General features: G+C 58.8%; 18 protein-coding genes. 13 read left to right on the top strand and 5 right to left on the bottom strand.

Features of this window, described 5'->3' with window-relative positions; translation table 11 throughout:
• Positions 1-229: 229 nt before the first annotated feature.
• The 4 genes from POF45_RS08455 to POF45_RS08440 all read left to right on the top strand — a co-directional run bounded on the left by POF45_RS08455 (position 230) and on the right by POF45_RS08440 (position 5,407).
• A complete protein-coding gene (locus tag POF45_RS08455; protein ID WP_259495762.1) occupies positions 230-1,834 on the top strand; it encodes a tetratricopeptide repeat-containing response regulator in 1,605 nt (534 codons plus the stop codon).
• A complete protein-coding gene (locus POF45_RS08450; RefSeq protein WP_259495761.1) occupies positions 1,831-2,523 on the top strand; it encodes a sensor histidine kinase in 693 nt (230 codons plus the stop codon). The genes POF45_RS08455 and POF45_RS08450 overlap by 4 nt, the downstream gene beginning before the upstream one ends.
• A gap of 201 nt (positions 2,524-2,724) precedes the next feature.
• Positions 2,725-3,966, top strand: coding sequence for a glutamine synthetase family protein (locus POF45_RS08445; RefSeq protein ID WP_282316022.1), 1,242 nt, complete (start codon positions 2,725-2,727; stop codon positions 3,964-3,966).
• Positions 3,967-4,036: 70 nt separating this feature from the next.
• Positions 4,037-5,407, top strand: a complete 1,371-nt coding sequence (locus POF45_RS08440; RefSeq protein WP_259495760.1) for an MFS transporter — start codon at positions 4,037-4,039, stop codon at positions 5,405-5,407.
• Positions 5,408-5,470: 63 nt separating this feature from the next.
• Here the strand turns inward: POF45_RS08440 and POF45_RS08435 are convergent, their stop codons facing one another.
• The 4 genes from POF45_RS08435 to flgA all read right to left on the bottom strand — a co-directional run bounded on the left by POF45_RS08435 (position 5,471) and on the right by flgA (position 8,081).
• The gene (locus POF45_RS08435; protein WP_259495759.1) at positions 5,471-6,217 is read right to left on the bottom strand and encodes a flagellar brake protein; all 747 of its coding nucleotides are present in this window, start codon (positions 6,215-6,217) and stop codon (positions 5,471-5,473) included.
• A gap of 91 nt (positions 6,218-6,308) precedes the next feature.
• Positions 6,309-6,776 carry a flagella synthesis protein FlgN gene (locus POF45_RS08430; RefSeq protein ID WP_282315510.1) on the bottom strand — a complete coding sequence of 156 codons (468 nt, stop codon included), beginning with the start codon at positions 6,774-6,776 and terminating at the stop codon, positions 6,309-6,311.
• 48 nt (positions 6,777-6,824) lie between these two features.
• Positions 6,825-7,151: a flagellar biosynthesis anti-sigma factor FlgM gene (flgM, locus tag POF45_RS08425; protein WP_259495757.1), complete on the bottom strand. Its 327-nt coding sequence runs from the start codon at positions 7,149-7,151 to the stop codon at positions 6,825-6,827.
• Positions 7,152-7,319: 168 nt separating this feature from the next.
• A complete protein-coding gene (gene flgA / locus POF45_RS08420) occupies positions 7,320-8,081 on the bottom strand; it encodes a flagellar basal body P-ring formation chaperone FlgA (RefSeq protein WP_259495756.1) in 762 nt (253 codons plus the stop codon).
• Between the two features lie 86 nt (positions 8,082-8,167).
• On the opposite strand from flgA, the gene POF45_RS08415 reads away from it, so the two are divergent.
• Together POF45_RS08415 and cheR are read left to right on the top strand one after the other, a co-directional pair.
• Positions 8,168-9,100: a chemotaxis protein CheV gene (locus POF45_RS08415; RefSeq protein WP_259495754.1), complete on the top strand. Its 933-nt coding sequence runs from the start codon at positions 8,168-8,170 to the stop codon at positions 9,098-9,100.
• A gap of 46 nt (positions 9,101-9,146) precedes the next feature.
• Complete coding sequence (cheR, locus tag POF45_RS08410; protein WP_259495753.1) at positions 9,147-9,974, top strand: protein-glutamate O-methyltransferase CheR; 828 nt, start codon at positions 9,147-9,149, stop codon at positions 9,972-9,974.
• A gap of 114 nt (positions 9,975-10,088) precedes the next feature.
• On the opposite strand, the gene POF45_RS08405 is transcribed toward cheR, so the two are convergent.
• Positions 10,089-10,976 (bottom strand): tetratricopeptide repeat protein, encoded by an 888-nt coding sequence (locus tag POF45_RS08405; RefSeq protein ID WP_282315509.1) that lies wholly within the window; start codon positions 10,974-10,976, stop codon positions 10,089-10,091.
• A gap of 346 nt (positions 10,977-11,322) precedes the next feature.
• On the opposite strand from POF45_RS08405, the gene flgB reads away from it, so the two are divergent.
• From flgB to POF45_RS08370, 7 genes are all read left to right on the top strand, one after another.
• Positions 11,323-11,730 carry a flagellar basal body rod protein FlgB gene (flgB, locus tag POF45_RS08400; protein ID WP_259495749.1) on the top strand — a complete coding sequence of 136 codons (408 nt, stop codon included), beginning with the start codon at positions 11,323-11,325 and terminating at the stop codon, positions 11,728-11,730.
• A gap of 3 nt (positions 11,731-11,733) precedes the next feature.
• The gene (gene flgC, locus POF45_RS08395; RefSeq protein ID WP_046046514.1) at positions 11,734-12,177 is read left to right on the top strand and encodes a flagellar basal body rod protein FlgC; all 444 of its coding nucleotides are present in this window, start codon (positions 11,734-11,736) and stop codon (positions 12,175-12,177) included.
• Positions 12,178-12,192: 15 nt separating this feature from the next.
• Complete coding sequence (gene flgD, locus POF45_RS08390) at positions 12,193-12,921, top strand: flagellar hook assembly protein FlgD (protein ID WP_259495746.1); 729 nt, start codon at positions 12,193-12,195, stop codon at positions 12,919-12,921.
• A 30-nt stretch (positions 12,922-12,951) separates the two neighbouring features.
• Positions 12,952-14,286, top strand: coding sequence for a flagellar hook protein FlgE (gene flgE / locus POF45_RS08385; protein ID WP_282315508.1), 1,335 nt, complete (start codon positions 12,952-12,954; stop codon positions 14,284-14,286).
• A 203-nt stretch (positions 14,287-14,489) separates the two neighbouring features.
• The gene (locus POF45_RS08380) at positions 14,490-15,647 is read left to right on the top strand and encodes an efflux RND transporter periplasmic adaptor subunit (RefSeq protein WP_259495743.1); all 1,158 of its coding nucleotides are present in this window, start codon (positions 14,490-14,492) and stop codon (positions 15,645-15,647) included.
• Between the two features lie 62 nt (positions 15,648-15,709).
• Positions 15,710-17,665 carry a MacB family efflux pump subunit gene (locus POF45_RS08375; protein WP_259503236.1) on the top strand — a complete coding sequence of 652 codons (1,956 nt, stop codon included), beginning with the start codon at positions 15,710-15,712 and terminating at the stop codon, positions 17,663-17,665.
• Entirely contained in the window at positions 17,662-19,047 is a 1,386-nt protein-coding gene (locus POF45_RS08370) for an efflux transporter outer membrane subunit (protein WP_282315507.1), read from the top strand. The genes POF45_RS08375 and POF45_RS08370 overlap by 4 nt, the downstream gene beginning before the upstream one ends.
• Positions 19,048-19,273: the final 226 nt, after the last annotated feature.

Genomic DNA, 19,273 nt, shown 5'->3' with positions numbered 1-19,273 from the left:
TATGGAATTACGCTCCCAATGCTTCAAGGGAACGGCCTTGCTGGCCGATAACCCCACAACGGTCGTTGCAATCTTTGCCACGGCAACCGGCAGGCGTGCTTGCCGGTTGATGAGAAATCGCTTGATAGCTAAAGGCCTCCAGCTATCATCTGCGCGCCGAAAGAGGCAGCGAAGCTGAGCTCGTCCGTATTTACCTTTGGGTTCTTCTTAAATTGCCTGGAAATCTTCGATGCAGTCGTATCACCAAAAGAGTTTTCTGATCGTCGATGATTTCTCGGATTTCCGCAGCTCGGTCAGGTCCATGCTGCGGGAGTTGGGCGTCAAGGATGTCGACACCGCGGATACCGGTGAACAGGCACTGCGCATGTGCGGGCAGAAGGCCTATGATTTCATTTTGCAGGACTTCCACCTCGGTGATGGCAAGAAGAACGGTCAGCAGGTGCTCGAAGACCTGATGATCGAAAAGCTCATCAGCCATGAAAGCGTCTTTGTCATGGTGACCGCCGAGACCAGTCAGGCCATGGTCCTCAGTGCGCTGGAACACGAGCCGGATGCGTACCTGACCAAGCCGTTCAATCGCTCCGGCCTTGCTCAGCGGCTGGAGCGGCTGGTGCAGCGCAAGACCTTGCTCAAGCCGATCCTGCAGGCTCTCGACCGTGGCAAACCGGTAGAAGTGCTCAACGCCTGCATCGCCCTGTGCAAGCAGGACATCCGCTATTCGCCACTGTGCCTGCGTTATCGCGCCGATGCCCTGCGCGATCTGAATCAGAACGAAGCGCTGGAGCGTCTCTACGACAGCATCATCGCCGACCGGCCGCTGCCATGGGCGTTTGCCGGGTTGGGCAAACTACTGTTCAAACGCGGTCAGGTCAGCCAGGCCAAAGGCGTCTACGAAAAAGCCCTGAAAGTGTTTCCGATGATGCCGGCGCTCTACGACGGCATGGCCGACGTGTTGGTCTCTGAAGGGGATACCCGAGGCGCGCAAAGAGTGCTGGAAGAGGCGATTCGCCTGTCCCCGCTGGCGGTGCGCCGGCAAGCCTTGCTGGGCAAGCTGGCGATGGCCAACGAAGATTTTGACACCGCGTCCAAGGCCTATCGCCAGGCGGTGTCGCAAGGCGCCCAGTCACGCTTCAAGGACGCCGAAAGCAACCTTGGCCTGGCTCACGCCTTGATCAGCAAAGGCAGTGAAAAGGGACTCGACACCCGCACTCGCCTGGAAATCAACACCACCCTCAGTGCCGTGGCCAAAGAGAACCCCTCCGACCCGGGACTGCAAATTCGCGCGCGGTTGATGAAGGCTACCAGCCTGTTGCTCAACGATGCCGAGACGGCCGAGAAACTCACCGAGCAGGCGATGATGCGCCTCGATGGCATGGAGCAATTCATGAGCGCCGAGGCCGCGCTCCTGGTGGCCAAGCAATTGCAGATGCTTGGGCAGGCCAGCGCCGGCGCTTCGATGCTCAAGAACTGTGCGGAAATCTATGGCGATGATCCATCGGTCATGCAGGGGATCGCCAAGCTGACTGACGACCCGACTATCCTCAATGCCGGCAATGCGGCGGCTGACCTCAACCGTCAAGGTGTGCGGGTGTACAAGACCGGCAACCTGGTTGAGGCGCGGGACGTGTTCCGCAAGGCCCTGGCGTTGCAACCGAAAAACATCAGTATTGCTCTGAACATGGCGCAGTCGCTGCTGCATGGCACCGACACCAGTGTCCCTTCGGCGGAGCTCGAAGAGTGCCGGGCCTGCCTGAAAACGGTAGGCCTGATGCCTGACACTGATGCGCGTTATCCCCGTTACCAGAAGCTGCGAAGCAAGGCGTTTGGCGAATGAACGACAACGAACAGGCACTCGATTTTTCCACGGTGATTGCCTCCACCGTTCACGACATGAAGAACTCCCTGGCGATGCTGATGCAGGCGCACAGCCAATGGCTGGCACGCTTGCCCGATGCACAGCAGCAAACCCCGGAGCAGGGCGTCATCGACTTTGAATTCGCTCATCTCAACGGCATGCTGGTGCAGTTGCTTGGGCTATACAAACTCGGTGTCAATCAGATGCCGCTGCAGCCGGCCTACCATGAACTGGACGATTTCATCGAAGCGCAACTCGCCTCTCATCAGGAAGTGTTCGCCAGTCGCGGCATTATCGCGACCTATGAAGTGGATCCGCTGAGTCCGCTGGGTTTCTTCGACCGCGAGCTGATTGCCTCGGTCCTGGCCAACAGCATCAACAACGCCATTCGTTATGCGCGTGAGTCGCTGTTGATTACGGTCAGTGACGAAGCCGGGCAATTGGTGATCACCATCAACGACGATGGCGAGGGTTATCCGCCTGAGATGATCGAGCGCCAGGCCGATTATGTGCAGGGCATCAATCAGAGCAGCGGCAGCACCGGTCTGGGTCTGTACTTCGCCGGACGGATTGCCGCGTTGCATCAGCGCAATGGCGTCGGTGGGCATACCCGCATCAGCAATGGCGGGGCGCTGGGCGGCGGCGTCTTCAGCCTCTACTTGCCCTGACGCATTCTTTTTGTTTGCCGTTGCTTGATATTCCGAACACGCGGAGCCTATTTTGTACGGGTCGCCGTTCGCGGCTCGCACAACAACAAGGATTGCGTCATGACAACCGATGGCCAGCGTTCACTCGCGCAGCGATTGACGGGCATTGATGAGATTGAATGTGTCACGCCGGATTTGAATGGCGTACCACGGGGCAAGGTAATGACTGCCGAGGGTTTCCTCGAAGGGCGGCGGTTGCAGATGGCGCGAGGTGTGCTGCTGCAATGCATCATGGGCGGCTATCCGCCCGCGCGCTTCTACGGCAGCGATGATGGCGACCTGGCGCTGGTGCCTGATCCCGCACACATTCATCCTTTGCCCTGGAGCAAGCAGCCTCGGGCGTTCGCTATCTGCGATGCAGACGAACTGACCGGGGAAAGCTCTCGTCTGTCGACGCGCGGCCAGCTCAAGGCGGTCATTGCGCGTTACGCTGCTCGCGGTCTCGCACCGGTAGTGGCGACCGAGCTGGAATTCTTTGTCTTCGCTCCCAACACCGACCCGACGCAGCCGTTTCAGCCACCGGTTGGCCTGGACGGTCGCCGCGAGGATGGGCAGTCGGCGTTCAGCGTCAGCTCCAATAACGGTTTGCGGCCGTTCTTCGGCGAAGTCTATGAATGCATGGCGGCCCTCGGTTTGCCGCGTGACACCTTCATGCACGAGATGGGTGTCAGCCAGTTCGAGATCAACCTGCTGCATGGCGATCCGTTGCTGCTGGCGGACCAGACCTTCCTGTTCAAGCACCTGCTTAAAGAAGTCGCGCTCAAGCACGGTCTGACCGTGGTGTGCATGGCCAAGCCACTGGCGCATACGCCGGGCAGTTCGATGCACATCCATCAGAGCATCGTCGAGATTGGCAGCGGGCGTAACGTGTTCAGCGACGAGGCCGGCCAGCCGACCGCGATGTTCCGCCACTTCATTGGTGGACAACAGGCCGGCATGGCCGATTTCACCGCGTTGTTCGCGCCCAACGTGAACTCCTATCAGCGCCTGTGCCACCCGTATGCGTCGCCCAACAATGCCTGCTGGTCCCACGATAATCGTGCGGCCGGGTTGCGCATTCCGGCCAGTTCGCCGGTAGCGCGCCGGGTCGAGAACCGTTTGCCTGGGGCTGACGCCAATCCGTACCTGGCCATCGCCGCGAGCCTTGCGGCGGGGCTGCATGGCATCGAGCACGAACTGGAACCGAGCGAAGCGATTCAGGGCGAATTCGTCGTGCCGGATAATCTTTCGTTGCCATGTACCTTGCACGCTGCCCTTGAGCGTCTGAAACGTAGTCAATTGGCGAAGGAACTGTTCGGCAAGGAGTTCATCGAAGGCTACATCGCTTCGAAGACCATGGAGTTGACTAGCTTCTTTGATGAAATTACTCCCTGGGAACGCCGTGTTCTAGCTGCCCAGGCCTGACGCCTCGTCGTCTTCGGGCTATCGTTTTCGATAGCCCGATCCTCACCGCAAGGAGCCGCTCGGAACGCCGATGCGCCAAATCTGGAAATCCTTTCGAGCGCTGTATTTCGCCTCGCTGATGATGTTGATCGGCTCGGGCCTGTTGAGTACCTACCTGGGCTTGCGCCTGGCAGCCGATCATGTCGACAGCTTGTGGGTCGGTGCCCTGATGGCGGCCAACTATTTCGGCCTGGTACTGGGCGGCAAGATCGGTCACCGACTGATTGCCCGGGTCGGGCATATCCGCGCTTATGCCGCGTGTGCCGGGATCGTCGGCGCGGCGGTGCTGGGGCACGGTTTGATCAACTGGTTGCCGGCCTGGCTGTTTCTGCGGGTGATCGTCGGCCTCGGCATGATGTGCCAATACATGGTCATCGAGAGCTGGCTGAACGAGCAGGCGGAAGCCAAGCAGCGCGGGCTGGTGTTCAGCGGTTACATGATCGCTTCCTACCTGGGGCTGGTCTTGGGGCAACTGATTCTGGTCCTGCACCCGGCGCTGGGCCTTGAGCTGCTGATGCTGGTGGCGCTGTGCTTTGCCTTGTGTCTTGTACCGGTCGCACTGACACGGCGCATTCACCCGGCGCCCTTGCATCCGGCGCCAATGGAGCCACGGTTCTTCATCAAGCGTGTGCCGCAGTCGCTGAGTACGGTAATGGGCGCCGGGCTGATCGTCGGCTCGTTCTACGGTTTGGCGCCGCTGTACGCATCGCAGCAAGGACTGTCCACGGAGCAAGTCGGTCTGTTCATGGGCAGCTGCATTTTTGCAGGCCTGCTGGTGCAGTGGCCGCTGGGGTGGCTGTCCGATCGTTATGATCGGGCGTTGTTGATCCGCTGCTTTGCCCTTTGCCTGGCGGTGGCTGCCTTGCCGCTGGCGATCATGACCCAGGTGCCGCTGGAGGTGCTGTTTATTGCCGGCTTCCTGTGTTCGCTGGTGCAGTTCTGCCTGTATCCGCTGGCGGTGGCTTTTTCCAACGACCACGTCGAAGGTGATCGCCGGGTGTCCCTGACGGCGATGTTGCTGGTGACCTACGGCGTGGGGGCGAGTATCGGGCCGCTGGTGGCCGGCGTTTTGATGAAGCTGTTCGGCAGTCACATGCTGTATGCGTTCTTCAGTTTCTTCGCCTTGGTGCTGGTGTGGCGGATTCGCCCGAAAGCCGTCACCAATCTGCATCAGGTGGACGACGCGCCGCTGCACCATGTGGCCATGCCCGACAGCATGTCCAGTTCGCCGCTGGTCGCAGCGCTTGACCCGCGTGTCGATGAACAAGTGGTGCAGGATCAGATGCAGAACCCGATCGATCCTGATCCAGCTCCTGAACCTGATCCGGCTCCCGAAACCGATCCACCTGCGGATGATCCGAATGCGCCCCGCGAGCAAAGTTTCACCGAGGCCAGGCCTTAAACGCCAGGCATAAAAAAACGGGCAGTCACCGCAAGGGACTGCCCGTTTTTTGTTGATGGTGTATCAGATGTCGTCTTTGTCGAAGCGTCGGGCTTCACGTTGCAACTGATAGACAAAGCGCTCAACCTGGCGCTGCACCAGGCCACTCATGTTGTGAAAGCGCACGCCGGCAAAGGTGGTGTTGATCCTTTCTTCGAAGTGCAGGTAACGCAGCTCTACGGGTGCCGTCATGCTGCCGAAGGGCAGGGCGGCGATGAAACGGTCGTAGACCTGGCCCAGTTGCAGGCTGGATGTGATATCGCCGTCGAAACGCAGCTTGCAGCCGGTGGCGGAAATGTCGAGCAGCTTGCCGTTGATTGGCGCCTTGAGCTTTTCGCCGCCCAGCTCGACGTTCACCAGTTGAGCCAGTTTCAGTGCTGCGCGAAAGGCATTGCGACGCTGGTGGTAAACCACTTCATCAGGCAGCGCGCCACGGTAGCAGCGGCCACCGCCAGATTCGTCGATGGTCAGCGGGCCGTTGCTTTCCCAGGCGATCCGCACGCCGTCATGAAAACCTTCGACCCGAAACGGTTCGCCGGCCAACAGGAAACGCTCGCCGTCACGGGGAATCATTTCGTCCAGGGCAATCATGTTGCTGTCACGATCGACATCCACCAGATAACTCTGGAAGCGCTGGCTGCGCTCGTGGAACGTGATGATCAGCGGGTCATGGCTGTCTTGCAGCTGGCGCAGGTTGCCGGAGATTTCCAGTGGTGTGGTGAGCACCTTGGGTGGCTGCGGAGCGTCTTCCGCGTTTAAGGCATTGAACACGGTTCATCAATCTCCAGACAAAATATGACTACGGCGAGCCAGCATTTTGCCAGCATGTTTCACGTGTTGATAGAGCGAACTCATCAAGAGATCAAGCCTGGCTTAGCGGACGAGGCCCGGCCATCCTGGAAGTTGATCCGCGCGCATCATAGAGCGCTGGCGGTTCACCGCCGGTGAGGATTTTCAGCTGATTGGCCGTGGTGGCCTGCTGTATCTGGATCGACAGGCCATTTTTGAGATTGGCCGCCTGGCATTGAGCCAGCAGATCGGTCAGTACATCGCTCTGTTCCATCAACTGCTGACCAATGCTCGAATGGCTGGCGAGTTGCTCCAGGCCTTCGCGAGTAAGCGGCAGGTTGAGGCTGGCGAGGATTTCGCTGCGCTTGCGGCCATGCTGTTCAAGCAGAATGATCAATGCCTGTTTCTGCGCCAGAATTTCTTCGAGCAGTGGCATGTCGCGACCGTGCAAGGCGAGGGACTCGGTTTGCAGTAACCCCAGCAAATGTTGAGCTGGAGCAAAGTCGTCGGTGATCAGTTGCAGTAAATTAGTGTCGTGCATGGCTGGCCTTGGGTTTTAAGCGTCCAAAAGCCTGGCGCGGCGCGAGGCCTAGCGCTGGGCTTCGAAGTTGAGCAGTTTGCTGGCTACACGGTTGCTGTCGACTTTATAGCTGCCATCGGCAATCGCTGCTTTCAACTGCGCCACACGGGCGTTGTCGACGGCAGGCTGATCGCGCAGCGTGTCAGTGACCTTCTGCAACTGTTGAGCCTCATTGCTGAGATGTACCGATTCCCCGCTTTGGGTGGTACTGGCCTGTTCGGCCGCAGTAGTCAGCGGCGCGGATTTGCCGGCGTCGGCGGTGTCCTTGCTGGCGCTGGTACGTGTACTGCCCGTCAGTGACGAGGAGCTGTTCAAACGGCTGAAATCGATGACCATGATAAAAAAAACCTCTGGGTATTTGGACGCTTGCCATGTTTTCGGCGTTCCCTGCGAAAACTTTAGGCCCATTTATCAATGAGTCTGCATGCGCCAGCGCTTGTCGCGCCTTGGGCACAGTTTAGGCAACAGCCGGGTTTGGCGCCATATCTTCACGAGCAGAGAGTCCTACATGGCCACTTCCACCTGCCCCGGTGCCATGACCTGTGCCTTGATGACTCGCTGGGAATTGAGGTTTTTCACCCGGATCTGTTCCCGCAGCCCGCCATTGGACAGGGCTTCACCCGGCATGCGCACGCTGAGCGTACCACTGCGGGCGGTAATCACCACTTGGTCGCCCTTGCTGATGACTTCTGCCTGTTCCAGATGAACCAGCGTCAGGACCTGATCGGTAACCGTTGGTCGGGTAAGTTTCTGTCCAATGGCCTGATCGAGGGCGGTGAAATAGCCCTGATTGATCAGGCTGATGTCGCGTTCACGCATGGCCACGTCACCGGGCTCGATAATGCCGGCGCGTCGCAGCGGTCGCGTAGTGGTCACAACCTCACGAAACAGGCGCACTTGAGCGGGCACGAACACTGACCACGGCGATGTTCCTTCACAACGAACCTTGACCGTTACCCGGCCGATCGGGATCGCCGGGCTCTCAAGGCTGGCTGTCAATTCCTTGTCGCACATAGGCATGCGCAGGCGCGGATCAATCTGATTCACCTGAATTTCGTAGCGACCTTGCGTTTGACTGGTGGCCAGATAGTCCTCTACGGTGAATTCAAGAAAGCCCTGAGTGACGCCGATAAGTATGTCAGGCAAGGTAACCGCATCAGCAAGGGCAGGGCTGCCACAGGTGAACAGGCAGGCGGCAGACACCGCGCAAAGCCATTTGCGGTAGTTTGATGTCAGGTGTCGGAAAAATGTCGTTTGTGCGTTCATACAGGTTAAAAAGCAAGCGCCGTGCCGTTTAGTGATGAATGTGCGTCGCAACACATACTTGGCGTTGTTGGTGTAGGAGTCTGGGCATGGCTGGTGTAATGGATTCGGTAAACCAGCGCACGCAACTGGTAGGGCAGAATCGCCTTGAGCTGTTGTTGTTCCGTCTCGACGGCCAGCAGCTTTATGGGATCAACGTGTTCAAGGTTCGTGAGGTGCTGCAATGCCCCAAACTGACCGTGATGCCCAAGTCCAGTCCCGTCGTGTGCGGTGTGGCGAATATTCGGGGGGCAACCATCCCGATCCTCGATCTGGCGATGGCGACCGGTTCCGGTCGGCTGCTTGATCAAAGCAATCCCTTCGTGATCATCACGGAGTACAACACCAAGACCCAGGGCTTCCTGGTCCGGTCGGTGGAGCGCATCGTCAACATGAACTGGGAGGAGATCCATCCGCCACCCAAGGGCACGGGACGCGATCATTACCTCACCGCTGTGACTCGGGTCGACAATCAGTTAGTCGAAATCATCGACGTCGAAAAAATCCTGGCGGAAGTTGCGCCGACACCGGAAGCGATTTCGGTGGGCGTGGTGGATGTCGAAACCCAGCACAAGGCGCTGTCGTTGCGGGTGTTGACAGTCGATGACTCGTCGGTGGCACGCAAGCAGGTGACCCGTTGCCTGCAGACGATCGGCGTTGAAGTGGTGGCGTTGAACGACGGTCGACAAGCGCTGGATTATCTGCGCAAGCTGGTCGATGAGGGCAAGAAGCCGGAAGAAGAGTTCCTGATGATGATTTCCGACATCGAGATGCCGGAAATGGACGGGTACACCCTGACGGCCGAGATCCGCGGCGACCCGCGCATGCAAAAGCTTCATATCATCCTGCATACTTCGTTGTCCGGGGTATTCAATCAGGCGATGGTCAAGAAAGTCGGTGCCGATGACTTCCTGGCCAAGTTCCGCCCTGATGACCTGGCATCCCGGGTAGTCGACCGGATCAAAGCAGCAGATATCAGCTAGGGGCCTTTTGCCCCTGGCAGTCAACACGATTTAAGAGGCGGCATCTTTGTCTACGGGTAATTTGGATTTCGAACAGTTCCGGGTGTTTCTGGAAAAAGCCTGTGGCATTTTGCTCGGTGAAAACAAGCAGTACCTGGTTTCGAGCCGTCTCAACAAACTGATGGAAACGCAGGGTATCAAGTCCCTGGGTGAACTGGTCCAGCGTATCCAGACCCAGCCGCGCAGTGGTTTGCGCGAGCAGGTGGTGGACGCCATGACCACCAACGAAACCCTGTGGTTTCGCGACACCTATCCGTTTGAAGTCTTGAAAAACAAGGTACTGCCCGAAGCAATCAAGGCCGCTCCGGGCCAGCGTCTGCGAATCTGGTCGGCTGCCTGCTCGTCGGGTCAGGAACCGTACTCGCTGTCGATGTCCATCGACGAGTTCGAGCGGGTCAACATGGGCCAGCTGAAGATGGGCGTGCAGATTGTTGCCACCGATCTTTCGGGCACCATGCTGACCAACTGCAAAACCGGCGAGTACGACAGCCTGGCCATCGGTCGCGGTTTGTCGCCCGAGCGCCTGCAGCGATTTTTCGACCCGAAAGGGCCGGGCCGCTGGGCAATCAAGGCACCGATCAAGAGCCGGGTGGAGTTTCGCTCGTTCAACTTGCTGGACAGCTACGCCAGCCTGGGCAAGTTCGACATTGTGTTCTGCCGCAACGTGCTGATCTACTTCTCCGCCGAGGTGAAGAAAGACATCCTGCTGCGCATTCACAGCACGCTCAAGCCCGGAGGTTATCTGTTCCTTGGTGCTTCCGAAGCGCTGAACGGTTTGCCGGATCATTACCAGATGGTCCAGTGCAGCCCGGGGATCATCTACCAGGCGAAGTAACTGTTCGACGCCCGAAAGCGGATGTTTTCAGGTCAGCAATGCCAGTCAGTCACACTGACTGGCATTTTTTTTGGTGGGCATGCAGCGCCTGACGTTTTCGATAGCAACCCATGATTACCTGAGGTCGCTGTAGGTCAAAGGATACGCCGACAGCGGTGGATGGGTGTCTTGCCACTCCTGGGCAAACGCCTTGCCGGCGCTGATCTGATCAGGCGTCAACTCGCTTGTGACGGTTTCCAGGACGCCTGCCGCCTCGCGATGGCGGATGTATTCCCGAGTGTTGGCGACGACCAGCCACAGCAATCCATAACCCTTGATCGGGTCGTAGTTGAAGTTGTAGCGATCCAGGTTCTGTTCGGTATCGAACAGATGCAACAGCGCGTAGCTATAGTTGAGTACGGCGTTGAGATCGTTGTGCTCCAGTCGCTTGTTCAGCCAGTACTGCTGATAAGGGATATTGCGGTACATGCCTGCTCGATTGCTCAGCCAGTACATGGCTGGGGGAAAACCGGCATTGGCGGCCTTTCTCAGTATGACGTCCAGAAGACTTTCCCATCTGGCATTGGGTGGCCTGAGCGCTGGGTTTTTTTCATAGAGCAGGGCCTGGATGTAAATCGCTTCTGCATTGTTGGCGACGGCAGCCTTGTTCAGCCAGGCCATATCCTGGGTCAATTCGTACATCTGCAGCAGGGCACTGGCATCGCCAGCGTCGATCGCCGCTTGAGCCAGTTCCCTGGCTTTCTCACGCGAGTCGGCATCGCCCAGGCGCAACAGCGAATAGACATGATCCTGCGCCCCCGCCAGTTGATACCAGTGTTTGGCCGTGCCTGTGCTATTGCCTTCACGACGCCGGAAAATTTCGCCCAGCGCATATTGTGAGTCGCGATCACCTGCCGTGGCGGCGATTGTCAGGTCGCTTTCAGCGTTCAGATACTCGCGCAGATGGTAGCGGTTCAGGCCTCGTGTCCTGGCCGCTCTTTGCGGATCGGTCAACGTCGACATCAGCGAGTGCATGGAAGAGATAAGTGTATGTAGCGCCGTAAGTTCATCAGTGTGGGTGTGCATTGTCAGTACCTGTGCTTGTTGAAATGGGGTTACCAGCACAGGCTATCGAGGTGATGCAGCTCTGAAGCGGTACATATGTATGTCTGCCAAATCCTTTTGAACAGCGCGGTTGCCAGTGCCCAAGCGGCAGAAAAGCGGCAGACGGCGGAAACCCGTTGCCGCTTTTCTGGCATTGCGGCTTTGCCACGACCGGCAAAGCCCCGGTTTACGGGCGTGTGTGGATTGGCACGCGGCTTGCTATGTCTCTGTTACGAAAAAACAGGTCACCCGAAGGTTTCCCGACATGAGCATCAGCTTCGATAAAGCGCTCGGTATCCACGAACAGGCACTGGGCTTCCGCGCCCAGCGTGCCGAAGTGCTGGCCAACAACATTGCCAACGCTGATACCCCGAACTACAAGGCTCGGGACCTGGACTTCTCCAAAGTGCTTGCCGCACAGAACGAGAAAACCCAGAACGGCACCTTTGCCTTGAACATGACCAACAGCCGTCATATCGAAGCGCAAGGCCTGGGCAATGGTGACGAGTCGCTGCTGTATCGCACGCCGATGCAACCGTCGATCGACCAGAACACCGTGGATGCTCAGCTGGAACAGTCCAACTACGCGGAAAACGCCGTGGGCTTCCAGGCCAGCTTCACCCTGCTCAACAGCAAATTCAAAGGGCTGGTTTCAGCCCTGCGTGGAGAATAAGTCATGTCTCTTGCCAGCGTTTTCAACATTGCCGGTAGCGGCATGAGTGCCCAGACCACTCGCCTGAACACCGTCGCCTCGAACATCGCCAACGCCGAAACCGTCTCGTCGAGCATCGACCAGACTTACCGCGCCCGTCACCCGGTGTTCGCCACCATGTTCCAGGGTGGCCAGAGCGGCGGCAGCGATTCGCTGTTCCAGAACCAGGACGCCGCCGGTCAAGGCGTGCAAGTGCTGGGCGTGGTCGAAGACCAGAGCAACCTGGAAGCACGCTACGAGCCGAACCACCCGGCTGCCGACGCCAAGGGCTACGTCTACTACCCGAACGTCAACGTCGTCGAAGAAATGGCCGACATGATTTCCGCGAGCCGTTCGTTCCAGACCAACGCCGAAATGATGAACACCGCCAAAACCATGATGCAGAAGGTCCTGACCCTCGGTCAGTGATAAGGGGCTACGCAGATGAGTGTTACTGATTCCACCGGCGGCTTGAGCATGACTGACATTCTGGCCAACTCGTCCGTCAAGGCACCGACTTCCACTACGGGCGGCATTGCTTCGGCGGCCACTGCCGCGACCGGCGGCCAGACCCTGGGCAAGGATGCGTTCCTGCAATTGCTGGTGACCCAGCTGAAAAACCAGAACCCGCTGGACCCGCAGGACAACAGTGCGTTCGTCGCCCAGTTGGCCCAGTTCAGTAGCCTGGAAGGCATCACCACGCTGAACACCACCGTCAGCTCGATTGCCAGCAACGCCAGCTCTTCGCAGGCGTTGCAGGCGTCGTCCCTGGTCGGCCGTTCAGTGATCGTGCAGACCAACAGCCTTCAGCTCGATGATCCGACCAAAGCGGTCAACGGCTCGGTCAACCTGACGTCGTCCATTGCCAGCGGCACCGTGACCATCAGCGACAGCACCGGCAAGGCCGTCAAAACCATTGACCTGGGCACCCGCGCAGCCGGCAGTGCTGCGTTCACCTGGGATGGCACGGATTCGAGCGGTGCCACGGTTCCTGTCGGTACATACACCGTCAAGGCCAGTGCGCCGATCAACGGTACGGCAACTGACCTGGCAGTTTACCTGCCGGCCACCGTCAACAGCGTGACCCTGAGCCAGACCGGCGGCGAGCTGACGCTCAACCTCGCCGGCCTGGGCCCGGTCGCCCTGTCCAAAGTTCAAACCATTGGTATATAGAGCCGACTAACCGGCACAAAGGAGTGGAATATGTCTTTCAATATCGGCCTTAGCGGTCTCTATGCAGCCAACAAACAACTGGACGTAACCGGTAACAACATTGCCAACGTCGGGACCACCGGTTTCAAATCCTCGCGTACCGAGTTCGCCGATGTCTACTCGGCGACCAAACTGGGCACCGGCAGCAAAGTGGTCGGCAGCGGCGTGGCCCTGGCCAACGTTTCCCAGCAGTTCACCCAGGGTGACATCAGCAACACCGGTAACGTACTGGACATGGGCATCAACGGTTCGGGCTTCTTTACCCTGAGCAGCAACGGTTCGACGTCCTACACCCGTGCCGGTACGTTCCAGGTCGACAAGAATGGTTTCATTACCAATACCGGCGGAACAGCCCGTTTGCAGGGTTACGGTGCAGACGGCAACGGCAATATCATCAACGGCGTGTTGACCGACCTGAAAATCGACACCTCGAACCTGGCGCCGAAGTCCAGCTCCCTGGTGACGTCGACAATCAACTTGAACTCCACAGTGCCTGTTATTGATGACACCGTTGCAGCCAACAAGTTTGACCCGACGAACACCGCGACCTTCGCCAACCCAGGCTCGTTCAGCACCCCGATCTATGACAGCCAAGGCAACCAGCATGCCATGACTCAGTACATGGTGAAGACTGGATCCAACACCTGGAAGGTCTACACCCTGGTAGATGGTCGTAACCCGGATGCCACCGGCAGCGATCCAAAAACCACCCCGCCAGTTGCCTCTACGCTGACGTTCGACGCTAACGGCAAGCTGACTCAGGTGAGCACACCTGACCCTGCCGGTGGCGCTCCGATCATCAGCAGCGACCTGAAGATGACTGGCTGGGTACCGGGCACGGTGACCAATGGCGTCTTTACGGCCAACGGCGCAGCCGCCAACCCGGCAGGCATTACCATCTCCATGGCCAGCACCACTCAGTACAACGCTGACACCGCCCGCTCGATCCCGACTCAGGACGGTTATGCCACCGGCACGATCACCAACCTGACCATCGATGGCACCGGTACCCTGTTCGCCAACTTCAGCAACAACCAGAACAAGGCTATCGGCCAGGTTGCGCTGGCCAGCTTCACCAACGAGCAAGGCTTGCAGGCGGTAGGCGGCACCAGCTGGAAAGAAACCTTCGCCTCGGGTATCCCGGGCTACGATGCTCCGGGAACCGGAACGCTGGGTTCTATCCAGTCCAACTCCCTGGAAGATTCCAACGTCAACCTGACCAACGAACTGGTCAACCTGATCACGGCGCAGAGCAACTACCAGGCAAACGCCAAGACCATCTCCACCCAGAGCACCATCATGCAGACCATCATTCAGATGACCTGATGTTGGTGCTTTGTAAAAAGCTGTAACCGAAAGCCCCTCTTTGAGGGGCTTTCTTGTTTAATGCACCGCGCCGATGGCTTGCAGCTTCGGCCACTGTTTTTGCCAAGGTGTTTCGGACCCGTTTCGAGCCTCACCATGACAAAAGTGCCAGGGCATCATTGAGTGGTTGGCCCAGCCGCTGACAGGGATGTAACGATTAATACATGGCTTTTTTTTCTCGCTCCCGCATTGCGTTCGCAACACTGTTGGTTTGTGCCTTGTTGTCCTGGTTGGCCTGGAGCTACTGGGCTCCTTCCCCGAAAAAATACCTGACCACCACCGTCACGGTCGAAAACCTGGACGAGACGGTGCTGGCCAGCGGCGTGGTCAAGCCCTTCCAGCAAGTCAGCGTTGGTGCTCAGGTCAACGGTCAACTGAAAAGCCTCAAGGCCGGGTTGGGCGATACCGTGCGCCAAGGTCAGTTGCTGGCCGAAATCGATCCCCTGTTGCCGCAGAATGAGTTGCTCAAGGCGCGCGCCGCGCTGCTCAGTGTTCGTGCCCAGCATCGGGCCCGACAGGCAATGATCCGCCAGTACGAACTCGATTTTCGCCGCAAGCAAAGCCTGGTCGCCAGCGAGGCGGGCTCGCGCGCTGATCTGGAGATCGCCGAGGCGCAGTTGCAAAGCGCTCGTGCGGAACTGGCTTCCCTGGCGGCACAAATCGCCCAGGCTGAAATAGAAATCAGGATCGCCGAAGTCAACCTGGGCTACACGCGTATCAATGCGCCAATGGACGGCGAAGTGATTTCCGTGGTGACCAAGGAAGGTCAGACGGTTGTTTCCGCGCAGAGTGTTCCGACGTTACTGATCCTTGCTCAGCTCGACCGGATGACTGTCGAGGCGCGGATCTCCGAGGCTGATGTGGTGCGGGTCAAGCCCGGTCAATCGGTGTCCTTCAACGTTTTGGGCGACCCGGATCGGCGTTTTGAAAGTCATATACGCGCGGTTGAGCCGGCTCCGGAATCCATTGTCCGTCAGGATCAGATGCAGGGCTCGGGTGGTTCGGCGGCGGGCAGTGCCGATGCGGCGGTGTATTACAACGCACTGTTTGAGGTGCCCAATGAAGATCGCTCATTACGCACCTCGATGACTGCGCAAGTCAGCGTGCTGCTGAACTCGGCGCAAAAGGCCACGACGCTGTCCGTGGCCGCGCTTGGCAAGCGTGTCGCTGACGGTCGCTATGAAGTGCGCCAGTTGATCGATGGTCAGCCGCACACCGTGCTGGTGAAAACCGGGCTGCGCAACGACCTGATCGTCCAGGTGCTGGACGGACTCAAGGAACACGACGAAGTCGTGCTCGGTGAAGAGCTCGCGCCACTATGAGCAACGCCAATGACGCCGGGCGACTGCGCCCCAGGCTCCTGAGCGACGACGCTTCGCCGGTCATGCCGCTGCTGTTGCTTGAAGGGGTGCAGCGCTGGTTTGCCGACGGCGAGGCCAGGACTCACGTTCTGCGTGACGTAAACCTGGCTATCGAAGCCGGTGAAATGGTGGCGATTGTCGGTCCTTCCGGTTCCGGAAAATCAAGCCTGATGAACATCCTCGGGTGCCTGGATCGTCCCTCCGCTGGCTGCTACCGCATCAATGGCATCGACATGGCCCAGATGAGCAGCGATGACCTGGCGACGCTGCGCCGTGAGCATTTCGGTTTCATTTTCCAGCGTTTTCACTTGCTGTCTCACCTCAGTGCCGAGGCCAACGTCCAGGTCCCGGCCATATATGCCGACCAACCCTTCAGCGAGCATCAGCAGCGGGCCAAAGCCTTGCTTGAGCGCCTTGGATTGGGGCAGCGATTGCATCACCGACCGGGACAGCTTTCTGGCGGGCAGCAACAGCGGGTCAGCATTGCCCGGGCATTGATCAATGGCGGCGCGGTGATTCTGGCCGATGAGCCAACCGGCTCCCTGGACTCGCGCAGTGGCGAGGAGGTGATGGCGATCCTGCGTGAGCTGCATCAGAACGGCCACACGATCATCATCGTGACCCACGACCCGCACATAGCGCAGTACGCCGACCGAGTCATCGAGATCCATGACGGCGAGATCGTTGCCGATCGGTTGATCGCCGATTCAAAGATCGTTGTGCAGCGGCCCATCGAACCTGCGGCGAGTTCGCAAGATCAAGTGCGCGACGGGCTTGCGGTGTATTGGCGGCGATTTGGCGAGGCCTTTAAAATGGCCTGGATTTCCCTGTGCAGCCATCGAATGCGCACCTTGCTGACCATGCTGGGCATTATCATCGGCATCGCCTCGGTGGTGTCGGTGGTGGCGTTGGGGCAGGGCGCACAAACCCGGGTGCTGCGTGACATCAGTGCTATGGGCACCAACACGATCGACGTGTACCCGGGCAAGGACTGGGGGGACGAACAGGCTGCATCGATCCGCACGCTGCAACCCGTGGATTTACGGATCATCCAGGCGCAGTTCTGGGTCGACAGCGTTACACCGATGGTGAGCGGCAACCGGACCATTCGATACCGCAATCAGCACGTCGACGCCTCGGTCAGCGGTGTCAATCAGGATTACTTCCGGGTCATGGGCATCAACATGGCCAAAGGGTCGGCGTTCAGCGCAAGCGATGTGGTGCGTCAGGGCCAGACCCTGGTGATTGACCACAACACTCGGCAACGGTTGTTCAAGGAGTGGGAGCAACCGCTGGGCAAAGTGATCTTTGTCGGCAGCCTGCCGTGCACGGTGGTAGCGGTCATGGAAAGTCGTGATGACGGATTTTTCGGGCCGAGCCTGCAGGTCTATCTGCCTTATACGACCGTCATGGGGCGGTTGTTGGGGCAGAGCCATTTCAATGCGATCAAGGTCCGGCTCAAGGATCAGGTGGTGAGCGGCGCCGCAGAGCAAGCCCTGCAAACGTTATTGCTGGCGCGCCATGGCCGCCAGGATTTTTTCCTCAACTCCAGCGACAGCATCCTCAAGGCCGTGCGCAAGACCACGGACACCCTGACGCTGCTGATCTCGGCCGTGGCCTTTATTTCTCTGTTGGTGGGCGGCATCGGTGTGATGAATATCATGTTGGTGTCGGTGACCGAGCGCACCCGAGAGATCGGTATTCGGATGGCGGTGGGCGCGCGACGGGCAGACATCCTGCAGCAATTTTTGATCGAGGCCGTGCTGGTGTGTTTGCTGGGTGGCCTGCTGGGGCTGTTGTTGTCGCTGTTGATCAGCCAGGTGTTTGGTTACTTCGTGCAAATGATCGTCATGGAATTTACGGCACTGGCGATGGTATCTGCCTGCCTGTGTTCTTTGTTGGTGGGCGTCATGTTCGGTTATATCCCGGCGCGCAACGCGGCCCGGCTCGATCCTATTCATGCGTTGGCCCGAGAATGAAGGACACGACATATAAATGGGTATCGGTGCTATTGCTGCCTGTGTGGTTGGCAGGTTGTGGCGCGTTGTTGCACAGCGAATACCGTCAGCCTCCGGTGCAGACACCTGCCTACTGGTTCGGCGAGGCCGCGGACGGGCGAACGCTGGCGACCGGTGAGCGATGGTGGGAGGCATTTGCCGATCCGCGTCTGGATTCGCTCATCGACGATGCGTTGGCGCGTAACAACGATCTCGCTGTCGCAGCCCTCAGAGTGCGTCGGGCGATGCTTCAGGCCGGTTTGACCGGCACCAATGTCAGCCCTGACCTGGAAGTTGGCCTGGGCGCGGGTTGGAACAGGGCTATGCGCCGTGGCAGCTCAAGCGAGCGTCGATTTACCAGCACTACCTCGGTGCGCTACGAAGTCGATTTGTGGGGGCGGCTGGCGAGTACGCGTGATGCCGCCGAGTGGGAGGTGCTTGCGACCGAATATGACCGGCGTGCCAGTGCCTTGAGCTTGATCGGTACTACCGCTCGCCTGTATTGGCGCATCGGGCTGTTCAACGAGTTGGCCGGTTCCGCCCGAGAGAGTATTCGATACGCCGAACAGACCCTGCGGTTGGTGCAGTCCCAGCGCCTGGTGGGCGCGGCGACGGGAATGGAAGAGGCGCAGGCCGAGCAGGCGCTGGCCACGCAGCGTGCGGTACTGACCGATTATCTGCAGCAACGGGAAGTGGCGCGCAACGCCCTCTCGATTGTGTTTGATCAGGCGCCCCAGCACCGGCTTTTCGAGCTTGAGCAGTTGCCTTCGGCGGCACTGGAGAACGTCCCGGCGGGGTTGCCGGCAGATCTTGTTGATCGTCGCCCGGATCTACAGGCCGCCGAATGGCGATTGCGTCAGACGCTGTCGAACTATGACGCAACGCGGGCAAGCTTCTACCCCGGCTTCACGCTGACCAGCAGCCTGGCTACCGGCGGCAGTCGAGAGCTGAGCAATGTCCTCAGCGACCCCACGGGCATGTTGGGTGTCGGGGTGACACTGCCCTTTTTGCAATGGAACGTGCGCAAGTACACCGTTGGGATTTCGAAGGTCGACTACGAAGCGGCGGTCGTCGGATTCCGGCAAGGGCTGTATGCCGCGCTGGCTGACGTTGAGGACGCGCTGTCGGCACGGGTGCAGTTTGCGGAGCAGGGTGTGTTGCGTGAGCAAGCCCTGGCCGCTGCGGTCAGGGCCGAGGGGCTGGCCGAGGTTCGTTATCGCAGTGGGCAGACGGGGATCAAGGAGTGGCTGGACCTGCAAGAGAGTCGCCGCGCGGCGCAAATCACGCTCGCGCAGAACCGCTTTGATCGCCTGGAGGCACAAATGGGTCTTTATCTGGCACTGGGTGGGGGCTTCGGTCGCTAAATTTAATCAGCGCAGTAACGTTAGTTTTTCATGTGAGCGATTTGCAATTAAGGAAGATTGTGTCGAATGTCTGGGCGTAGTTAGTTAATTTAGTTGATGTGGGTCAATGCTTTCCATGCAATATAAGTTGTAGGGGGTTGCTTGGTTGCTGTTTTTGTTTGTGCTATTTAATTAATAAATACCCCTGTGTGCCTGGTTGAAGTTGATGTTGTTTTGACGGGGGTGG

The organism is Pseudomonas fungipugnans (assembly GCF_029955235.1).
GTDB classification, from domain to species: domain Bacteria; phylum Pseudomonadota; class Gammaproteobacteria; order Pseudomonadales; family Pseudomonadaceae; genus Aquipseudomonas; species Aquipseudomonas fungipugnans.
The sequence above is the reverse complement of the archived record's forward strand: the minus strand, read 5'-3'. Positions and strand labels throughout refer to the sequence as shown.

Bases quoted from the DNA above. Each gene is read 5' to 3' on its own strand.
- POF45_RS08415 (WP_259495754.1), top strand. From the start codon at position 8,168: ATGGCTGGTGTAATGGATTCGGTAAACCAGCGCACGCAACTGGTAGGG.
- POF45_RS08450 (WP_259495761.1), top strand. From the start codon at position 1,831: ATGAACGACAACGAACAGGCACTCGATTTTTCCACGGTGATTGCCTCC.
- POF45_RS08370 (WP_282315507.1), top strand. From the start codon at position 17,662: ATGAAGGACACGACATATAAATGGGTATCGGTGCTATTGCTGCCTGTG.
- flgD (WP_259495746.1), top strand. From the start codon at position 12,193: ATGAGTGTTACTGATTCCACCGGCGGCTTGAGCATGACTGACATTCTG.
- POF45_RS08405 (WP_282315509.1), bottom strand. From the start codon at position 10,976: ATGTCGACGTTGACCGATCCGCAAAGAGCGGCCAGGACACGAGGCCTG.
- flgB (WP_259495749.1), top strand. From the start codon at position 11,323: ATGAGCATCAGCTTCGATAAAGCGCTCGGTATCCACGAACAGGCACTG.
- POF45_RS08455 (WP_259495762.1), top strand. From the start codon at position 230: ATGCAGTCGTATCACCAAAAGAGTTTTCTGATCGTCGATGATTTCTCG.
- POF45_RS08380 (WP_259495743.1), top strand. From the start codon at position 14,490: ATGGCTTTTTTTTCTCGCTCCCGCATTGCGTTCGCAACACTGTTGGTT.
- POF45_RS08445 (WP_282316022.1), top strand. From the start codon at position 2,725: ATGACTGCCGAGGGTTTCCTCGAAGGGCGGCGGTTGCAGATGGCGCGA.
- flgM (WP_259495757.1), bottom strand. From the start codon at position 7,151: ATGGTCATCGATTTCAGCCGTTTGAACAGCTCCTCGTCACTGACGGGC.
- POF45_RS08430 (WP_282315510.1), bottom strand. From the start codon at position 6,776: ATGCACGACACTAATTTACTGCAACTGATCACCGACGACTTTGCTCCA.
- POF45_RS08375 (WP_259503236.1), top strand. From the start codon at position 15,710: ATGCCGCTGCTGTTGCTTGAAGGGGTGCAGCGCTGGTTTGCCGACGGC.
- flgA (WP_259495756.1), bottom strand. From the start codon at position 8,081: ATGAACGCACAAACGACATTTTTCCGACACCTGACATCAAACTACCGC.
- flgE (WP_282315508.1), top strand. From the start codon at position 12,952: ATGTCTTTCAATATCGGCCTTAGCGGTCTCTATGCAGCCAACAAACAA.
- flgC (WP_046046514.1), top strand. From the start codon at position 11,734: ATGTCTCTTGCCAGCGTTTTCAACATTGCCGGTAGCGGCATGAGTGCC.
- POF45_RS08440 (WP_259495760.1), top strand. From the start codon at position 4,037: ATGCGCCAAATCTGGAAATCCTTTCGAGCGCTGTATTTCGCCTCGCTG.